The sequence below is a fragment of the Microcystis wesenbergii FACHB-1317 genome, assembly GCF_014696875.1.
GTDB classification, from domain to species: Bacteria; Cyanobacteriota; Cyanobacteriia; order Cyanobacteriales; family Microcystaceae; genus Microcystis; species Microcystis wesenbergii_A.
Window position 1 is genome coordinate 1 of record NZ_JACJQV010000118.1, and the last position, 7,873, is coordinate 7,873.

10 protein-coding genes are annotated in these 7,873 nt (G+C 43.0%); 1 reads left to right on the forward strand and 9 read right to left on the reverse strand.

What is annotated here, in order from left to right; all coding sequences use genetic code 11:
* From H6F92_RS09270 to H6F92_RS09300, 7 genes are all read right to left on the reverse strand, one after another.
* The coding region (locus H6F92_RS09270; protein WP_190356818.1) for a helix-turn-helix domain-containing protein at positions 1 to 257 on the reverse strand (257 nt) is incomplete at its 3' end.
* A gap of 234 nt (positions 258 to 491) precedes the next feature.
* Entirely contained in the window at positions 492 to 692 is a 201-nt protein-coding gene (locus H6F92_RS09275) for a type II toxin-antitoxin system RelE family toxin (protein ID WP_242030069.1), read from the reverse strand.
* Positions 676 to 957, reverse strand: coding sequence for a hypothetical protein (locus tag H6F92_RS09280; RefSeq protein ID WP_190357630.1), 282 nt, complete (start codon positions 955 to 957; stop codon positions 676 to 678). The genes H6F92_RS09275 and H6F92_RS09280 overlap by 17 nt, the downstream gene beginning before the upstream one ends.
* A 212-nt stretch (positions 958 to 1,169) precedes the next feature.
* Positions 1,170 to 2,414 (reverse strand): M23 family metallopeptidase, encoded by a 1,245-nt coding sequence (locus H6F92_RS09285; RefSeq protein ID WP_190357631.1) that lies wholly within the window; start codon positions 2,412 to 2,414, stop codon positions 1,170 to 1,172.
* A gap of 45 nt (positions 2,415 to 2,459) precedes the next feature.
* On the reverse strand, positions 2,460 to 3,173 hold the full coding sequence (locus H6F92_RS09290; protein ID WP_190357632.1) for a biotin--[acetyl-CoA-carboxylase] ligase: 714 nt from the start codon (positions 3,171 to 3,173) through the stop codon (positions 2,460 to 2,462).
* A 486-nt stretch (positions 3,174 to 3,659) separates the two neighbouring features.
* Positions 3,660 to 4,304, reverse strand: a complete 645-nt coding sequence (locus H6F92_RS09295; RefSeq protein ID WP_002759710.1) for a histidine phosphatase family protein — start codon at positions 4,302 to 4,304, stop codon at positions 3,660 to 3,662.
* A 49-nt stretch (positions 4,305 to 4,353) separates the two neighbouring features.
* Positions 4,354 to 4,992, reverse strand: a complete 639-nt coding sequence (locus tag H6F92_RS09300) for a histidine phosphatase family protein (protein WP_002759709.1) — start codon at positions 4,990 to 4,992, stop codon at positions 4,354 to 4,356.
* A gap of 237 nt (positions 4,993 to 5,229) precedes the next feature.
* Between H6F92_RS09300 and H6F92_RS27035 the strand changes: the two genes are divergently transcribed.
* A complete protein-coding gene (locus H6F92_RS27035; RefSeq protein WP_409791522.1) occupies positions 5,230 to 5,421 on the forward strand; it encodes a hypothetical protein in 192 nt (63 codons plus the stop codon).
* 449 nt (positions 5,422 to 5,870) lie between these two features.
* Here the strand turns inward: H6F92_RS27035 and H6F92_RS09305 are convergent, their stop codons facing one another.
* Both H6F92_RS09305 and H6F92_RS09310 read right to left on the reverse strand, forming a co-directional pair.
* A complete protein-coding gene (locus H6F92_RS09305; protein WP_190357633.1) occupies positions 5,871 to 6,239 on the reverse strand; it encodes a DUF4760 domain-containing protein in 369 nt (122 codons plus the stop codon).
* Positions 6,240 to 6,529: 290 nt separating this feature from the next.
* Positions 6,530 to 7,300, reverse strand: coding sequence for a hypothetical protein (locus H6F92_RS09310; protein WP_190357634.1), 771 nt, complete (start codon positions 7,298 to 7,300; stop codon positions 6,530 to 6,532).
* Positions 7,301 to 7,873 lie beyond the last annotated feature (573 nt).

A 7,873-nucleotide genomic window follows, 5' to 3' on the forward strand; every position in this document is an offset into this window, starting at 1 on the left:
TCTGTGGCTTTTTTATGATTTCCATTTTTTCTCCCATCTTCTAGACTTTCTAAATTGTTAGGATCGCCGTGAACACACCAAGGGGCGACCGTTTTGAGTGAACAGCCAATAAACTCAGCTATTTCTCGTTGAGTTTTTCCGTCGTTTAGCAAGAGAAACATTAAAATTCTTTCCCTAACCTCTGCTCTTTCTTCTTCTTTAAGAGCTTTTTGTAAGTTTTTCTTTTCTTCTAAGTCTAGGAAATCTTTGGCTGGCATAAGTAGGATTTTTCTCAAGTTACTATTTCTATTTTAGGTGGTTTAAGTGCGTTTTAGCTTAACACTTTCATAGTACATAAATTAGTACAAAAAAGAGGACAACAAAGCCTGAAACTCCTGCCTCCTGACTGATACTAAATCCAGTTATTAAAAACTGATTATTTATTCTCCGTTTTGCATGAGTGCATGAGTAGAAAACGGGTTTCTCCGAGAAACCCGTTTTCTGTGCGTTACTCAGTCTCCAACGCGGAAGCGATACTTCCCAGCAAATTCTCCCTTTAATGCTTTAATTTGAGGATAATTCTTCGGTGTTTCTTGAAGGAGTTTTAAACACTTAGCAATCTTCTTTTTTAAGATTGGATCCGCTTCAGAATAAACTTTATTTGCTTTAGCTGTCAAACGGACTTTATAAGTTATTTCAGCTTTCCCAATCAATGAGGCAACTTGATTGTAAATCCATTTCAGCTTCTTTCAAATGTTCCATAATATTCGGGATTGCTCTAATTTCTTGCGTTGCCTTTTCACTTTCTTTATCTGACAAATAAGCGGCAAATTCTAGAATCATCTTTAAATTTTCTACTGATAGGGTTTGTATATATTGTTGAATCTTTTGCTGCATTAAATCGACCTGTACTAATGTTTCAGAATCTAAAAAATCTTCTGGAGTCGAGGGATTTACTTCAACGTTAGTTAGAGTCATATTTAATCAAGTGCTTCTCTCAAGTTTATTATTTGTATCTTAGCGTGTATCCCGTCTCCCGTCTCCTGACGACCGACTCCTTACCCCACAGTTAACTTTATTTTTGTCCAACTACTTAATACTGCGAATGTATGAAAACGCATCAATTGGGCAAAAGCTCAACGATGCGTTTTTAAGCTCCAAAAACTGCTATAGTTGTCAGCCAAAACCAATCAATTCTGATTAGCGTCAGTGGCTGCGGCCATTTGCATTCTCTGCACCAGATTATCGAGGGCTAATTCTAGATGTAAACCGGCATCTACGGCAGTCCAACCCTGTTCGGTTAGGTGTCGCCATTCAAAGTGTAGGTGCGGACCGGTAGAAAGTCCCGTACTACCCACACGACCGATAACCGCACCCTGTTCTACCCATTCTCCCGGTTTGACAGTAATTTCCGAAAGGTGGGCATAACGAGATTCTTGAGTACCATCGAGGTGACGTAAAATCACCGTTAATCCGTAACCTCCCAACCAGTCGGCGGTGGCCACTTCCCCTGCGTAGGCGGCTAATACAGGTGTTCCCATTGGTGCGCCTAAATCAGTACCCGCGTGCATGGCCCGATTCCCGCTGACTGGATGATTTCGCCACCCGAAAACCGAGGTAATTTGGGCGGGAAGAGCGAGGGGAAAAAGTAAATCGGTGCGTTGAGTTTGGTTAGAATCCGTGGGACTTAAACGGGTGGCCCGCTCATAGGTGGTTGCTTCGCTGATGGCCTCCACTTCTGCGCGAGTCACCGGGGCTAAAGCTAATTTTACGCCATTCCATTCCGGAGGATTGAGGGCTACCACCTGACTGGGAATCACCGTCGGGGCGGCCAGACGTACCGGGGCGCTAGAAGCGACGAGAGTGGGGGCATAACGACCCAGGGAATTATTAGCGATAACCGGCTGATTTCGGGGCTGCCGTCCTACCCGCACGGCCGGATTAGGATTGAGACGTACCCGGGCCAGATTAACCGGGGGTAAGGGTTTGGCCACAGTGCTGACCGGCTGACGACGGGAAGACCGGGCCGCCAGATTACAGCTACCTCCTACCAGTTGACCATTTTGGGCAATGGTTTGACAACCACTACGGCGCTCGGTGACAACAACGGAAGTGGGGGGGTTAAAGTTTCTAGTATCGATAAAATTATTTTTACCGCCGGCCCGGGGGGCAAGGGTAGGCATATCGGTTTGATGGTTTTCGGGGATAGCCAGACGGGGGGCGGGATTAGTATTTTCTTTGATAACGGGGGCTTTTAGAGTCGGGGCGGCATTTTCCACCACTGGGGTTTCGCTGCCAGTTTCGGAATTAGCGATCGCATTGGGAGCAAGAGTAATCAGACCGCTGATTACTAAACCGAGACCACTGCATAAACTCAGCTTCTTTTTTAAGGATTTTCCTAGAAAAAGTTTCAATATCACCGATGAAGGATACATAGGGCGGCCTCACTTCTCACAGTTTAGTCAAAAAAATATTTAGACTCAATTATAGCCGAGACTGACCCTACCGGCCGGTATATAGATTTCGCTACTGGCATTGTCCGAGGTTAATTTAACTTTTAATTCCCCTCGATCGCTTACCCCCGTTATTATGCCCTGATAGCCCTCGAAAGCTATCTTTTGACCAAAATTGGCAAAAAGCTCTAAATAAGAGGCTAATAGGGCTTTAATGCCGTGATTACAGTAATATTCATAGCCGTATAGGATAGCATCACTGGTGAGAGAAGTTAACTGAGCGATCGAGGTGATTTTATTGCCGGCCAAAGCTTGTAAATTAATGCCGGTGGGGGGGACAGGATTAGACCAATTGAGGCCCACTCCGATGACTGCTTGGGGGATGTTTTGACCCTGAATACGGGTTTCTAGGTTAATTCCCCCTAGTTTGCGCCCTAATAATACCAAATCATTCGGCCATTTGATTTTAACAGGTATTTCTTGACAATTGAGGTGATGAGCGATGCCCCAAACTGTAGCGAGAACGAGATGGGCAGATTTATCCACCTCTAAATCCAGATTTAACGCCAAAGATAAATATAATCCTCCCGGTTCAGAAATCCACTCCCGTCCCCATTGTCCCCTCCCGGCACTTTGTTGACTAGCAGTCACCACAAAAGGCGGATTTTCCCCTGACTCTAATAATTGCCACGCTTTAGTATTAGTGGAAGGTAATCGCTCAAAGTGATGGATTTTGGTCATAAATTGGAAGTGGGGAGTATTTTCAGCGATCAGTAAACAGCAAACAGTAATCAGTGACCTGATACTAAATCCGTTGAGTATAGGCTACATATCAGGACAGGCACTCATGCAAGAGGCAAAAGGCAAAAGAGGGAATAGATAATCAGTTTTTAATAACCGGATTGAGTATGAAAACTGACATCTGATCACTGATAACTGAATCACTGATAACTGATCACTGATAACTGATCACTGACCAAAAGCTTGGATTGAATGATCAAGTGGCAAGTAATACTAAATCCCTTGAGTATAGGCTACATATCAGGACAGGCACTCATGCAAGAGGCAAAAGGCAAAAGAGGGAATAGATAATCAGTTTTTAATAACCGGATTGAGTATGAAAACTCACATCTGATCACTGATAACTGAATCACTGATAACTGATAACTGATCACTGATAACTGATAACTGGTCACTGATAACTGATCACTGATCACTGATAACTGATTAGGTGCAAGGAAGAGAACGCAGGTACTCACTGAGGTGGGAACGTAAACCGATGCCATGGAAAAGCGGGCCACGACTGCCTAATTCAACAATACTGACAGCGGCCACGGGCATTTCAAATCGATCGCGATAACGGCCCACATCGATGCCCATCAGACTACAGAGCATGATCCGGATGGTGGCCTTGTGGGAAACGATCAGGATATTGCCATCACTGTGGGTGTGTTCGATTTCTTCCAAAACGGCTGCGGAACGACGGGCGATATCGATCCCCCTTTCCCCGTTGGGGGGAGCATTCCAAGCCGGATCCGTCAACCAGCGTACATAGAGATCATGATATTGACGATCGATATCGTTGGGGTGCATACCTTCCCAAAGACCATAACCGATCTCTTGTAATCCCTGGCGGATTTCTAATTTCAGTCCCACCGCTTCACAGAGGGGTTTAGCGGTTTGAATAGCTCTTTGGAGGGGACTGACATAGGCCGCGCGCCAAGGTAAAGAACGATAGACATCGGCGAATTCCTCGGCCATTTCGATGCCTTCGGCAGTCAAACCGGGGTCATTTTCTGGAGTACCACAGTATCCTCCCGTTTTGCTATAGGCTGTTTGTCCGTGTCGTAGAAAATATAACATCAAGCACATAGTTTTTCAGGAGACCAAATCCGGGGCTTCCCTGGTTACTGTTGACTGGTTAGGTTCCCGCTCGCGAGCGTAGGTCATTGCGGAGGTGAGAGCGATCACCCATAACTTGAAAGAGGGGACCGTGTTCGGCTAATTCGACGATCGTCACCGAGGCCACGGGCATGGCAATTCGATCGCGATAACGGCCGATATCAATGCCTAAAAGAGAACATAACATGATTCGGATCGTTGCTTTATGGGAAACGATCAAAATATGGCCATCATCGTGATTATGGTCGATTTCCTCTAATACTTCCGAACTGCGGCGAGCGATATCGATGCCTTTTTCGCCCCCTGTGGGAGAATTCCAGCCCGGATCTGCTAACCAGCGCACATAATCATCATGAAACTCCCGATTAACCTCGGCTGCGGTTTTTCCCTCCCATTGGCCGTAGGCAATCTCTTTTAATCCTTCCCGTTTGTGGATGGGAATACCTAAGAGATCGCTTAAAGGGGTGGCTGTGGCCATGGTGCGTTTGAGGGGACTAGAATAGATGCCTGTCCAAGGCACATCTCGATAGACAAGAGCGAAATCCTTGGCCATTTCATCGCCGGCCGGGGTTAGTTGCAAGTCTAATCGACCGCAAAAACTACCCGCTTGACTGGCTGTGGTTTCGCCATGACGCAAAAAGTAAAGTTTTAGACTCATCTTTTGGGTGCATCTCAATATTTGTGACTCTCTCCCACTTATACTGATAAGCAGAAGTTATTAAAAGAGGGCGAAGGCAATTCGCCGCGACAATCATCCTTTTTACCTTTTGTTTCTCGGTAATTCTCTAAATTACCACTATATTTGGGACACCTCGAATAAAAGATTTTGGGCTCTTCGGTTTGTGTTATGCAATGGACTGGGGTTATAGGGGATGTAACCCTTATGTAGAAAGGCATTTGGCGATTTTTGTCAATTGTTTTTGATCTAAAGCGAGCTCATCAATTAAGTCTCTTGCCAGATAAGGATAAGGATTTAGTCAATTTATGCCCCCCTATCGAACCATACCAAGTAACGAAGAGCCAGATTTTGTTAAGAAAGTGTTGGTCGGGGAAATCTCCTTTATATACAGTGGTGAAGAGGGAATAATTTTAAATAACTAATACTAAGTCCCTCTTTGCCACTGTATCAGTCAGTTCAAGTCCTGTAACTTGTCTTGGTTCTCTTCTGTCCCTGACTGGCGTTTTTTGACTCTCCCCTGTCTTTTTACCATTTTCGTCGGCTCCTAAGGACTCTCCCCTCTAGTCAAAGGTTTTTTTGCTCCCTATGTCTCTGGTTTTTATAAAATCTTTCGATTTTTCGAGATGCCCAACATTTAGACTAAGGCTAATTATAATACATGGGTAGCAGAGGCTAAGTCTGGGTACTCGCGGTGCGGGGCGGTACTATAGCGCGTTTTTTGCCCCATTTAGAAATCTTTGTCAAGGACAATTTAGACCAAATTAGATGAGCTTACCCGGCACTCATAAATAATAACTATATGATTGCTGTGCTGAGAGCCTTTTGTCAAGCCTAATTGAGAGGCTCTTACCCTATCCCTACTGCCATGTTTCGTTATTCCTTAAATTGTTCAGATGTGTACTCATCGCTGTATTTGGCTCTCCCTCTCTTGACGACAGATAAACTAAAAATTTAGTACAAACCTGATAATATTTTTGTTGGTATAAATCTCTAAAAGCTTCTGATAAAATACTTTTGTCAGCCAAATTATTATCTAATAAAATGTATATTTTCTCCCAGAAATTACAGATTATTCTCAGGTCAAACCTGATCTGAGTTTTTGCTGGAATTACAGTATTCATTTCTCGTAGAATACTGTCTTCAACAACTCTTCTCACTTCACCCTCTATTTGTGTCAATTCTGTCCTAATATTGGCTCTCAAAGCTTCTCTAATAGCTTTCTTCAATAGCTCTTCCCATAACCTCTGAGACGCCTGGAGCGTCGTTTCTAACAGCGATTCTAATATCATCTTGGGTAGGTGAATTAGGGCCGTTTGGAATAGCGGCCATGATGGCTGAAATGGCATGGGCGGTAGTGTTTATTTGATGAACGAAATCCGAAGTTTCTCTTCTAGGAGTTTGTAATTCGGTAGAGTCCCATTTGTTTATAGCGGTTCTCACACCTGTGTGGCACAGTTAAACCTTTGCTAATTAAGCTTTTCAACATCGATAATGTACCTCTTGCGAACAGGAAACGCTATATATATTCTAATGCCTTTTCAATTTTCGCTGTTTTGATTGATTCTTGTGTTGCTTCAACAGATTTTAATGAAGCATAAAATCCTCCCATAATACCCAAAAAAACTGGCAAGATTAAGCCTAAATATTCAAAAAAATTGTCAAAAAATATCAAAACCCCACCCACACTAGCTAGACATAGTAAAACAAATAAAATGATCATAGATGGTATTTGATGTTGTATAAACCAATCTTGTTGGTTCATCCATGTAAAATAGAAAACTAAAAGAAAAAGTAGCCCTGCTCCTTCCAATATTAATCCTACCCTTAATTTACAATTACTTTCTTGCGTTTTCTTGGCATGATTTTTAATAGCTAAGTCAATTATGTTGGTTAGCTCATTATTTTGCTGTATTTTACTGTTGCTGCCGCCCGTATCAAATCTTGGTAATATATCTTTCCATTTCACAGAATTGTTTTCCACCACGGCTACTTTATCGCTCTCATTTAGCGTGATAAGAATATAAGGAATCCCCAGAGTTTTATCTTGAGAATTGAAGATAAAAACATCAGTCCTTAAAGAGCCATTTTCAGCAATCTTTTCAAGCCTTTTCCCAATTATTTCTGCTCGCCCCTTATCCGACACACAGAATACTGGTTGATCTCCTAGCTTGACAAGCTCTAGATTGTCAGGGCAAGAGTTATCCAAAGAATAAGTTAATGGCTGGACTAGAACAATCAAAAATACTGATAAGACCAAAATTATAAAGATGTACCACCGCTTTTTCATAAACTCCTCCGAAATGTTGAAAATCCTGCTCTGTGGAAGATTATTAACCACTATTCGCTGCTCGATTTTTATTAAAAAGGCTTCGGTGAGACAATCTTAGCCGTAACCGTCGCCACCGCGTACTGTTCTCTAAGAACAGCGATCACCACCTCAACCCGTAAATACTCCACCCCCACCGCCGCCCCCGACAAACTTGCCGTCTGATCTTGGTGGGGAAAAGCGGACGCAGTGCTTTTTCATCTACAGAATCTTCTATCGAGAAACCATGCCAAAAGGATCTGATTATTTGCCTCTTATTCACCTATCCTTACTCTATCTCGGATAATCTCAACGAATGAGGCTGTTTTCATAAAATTTAATGATTAGCCGACAATGAATCGCCGATAGCTGATAGCAGGCGTTGGGTTTCATACTTCAACCCAACCTACGTTCATCTTATATTTAATTCCACCCACCCACTTAGGGACTTCCAGAGAATAAAATACCCAACAAAAAAATAGAAAAGTGTTTTTTTGAAAAAGTAATTATTTTTGTCTAGGAAAACAAAGAGTCTCCCATTACAACCTATTTTTC

What these genes read in the sequence shown, in the direction of transcription:
- H6F92_RS09295 (WP_002759710.1), bottom strand. Translation starts at nt 4,304, where the DNA reads ATGTGCTTGATGTTATATTTTCTACGACACGGACAAACAGCCTATAGC.
- H6F92_RS09310 (WP_190357634.1), bottom strand. Translation starts at nt 7,300, where the DNA reads ATGAAAAAGCGGTGGTACATCTTTATAATTTTGGTCTTATCAGTATTT.
- H6F92_RS09280 (WP_190357630.1), bottom strand. Translation starts at nt 957, where the DNA reads ATGACTCTAACTAACGTTGAAGTAAATCCCTCGACTCCAGAAGATTTT.
- H6F92_RS09285 (WP_190357631.1), bottom strand. Translation starts at nt 2,414, where the DNA reads ATGTATCCTTCATCGGTGATATTGAAACTTTTTCTAGGAAAATCCTTA.
- H6F92_RS09300 (WP_002759709.1), bottom strand. Translation starts at nt 4,992, where the DNA reads ATGAGTCTAAAACTTTACTTTTTGCGTCATGGCGAAACCACAGCCAGT.
- H6F92_RS09290 (WP_190357632.1), bottom strand. Translation starts at nt 3,173, where the DNA reads ATGACCAAAATCCATCACTTTGAGCGATTACCTTCCACTAATACTAAA.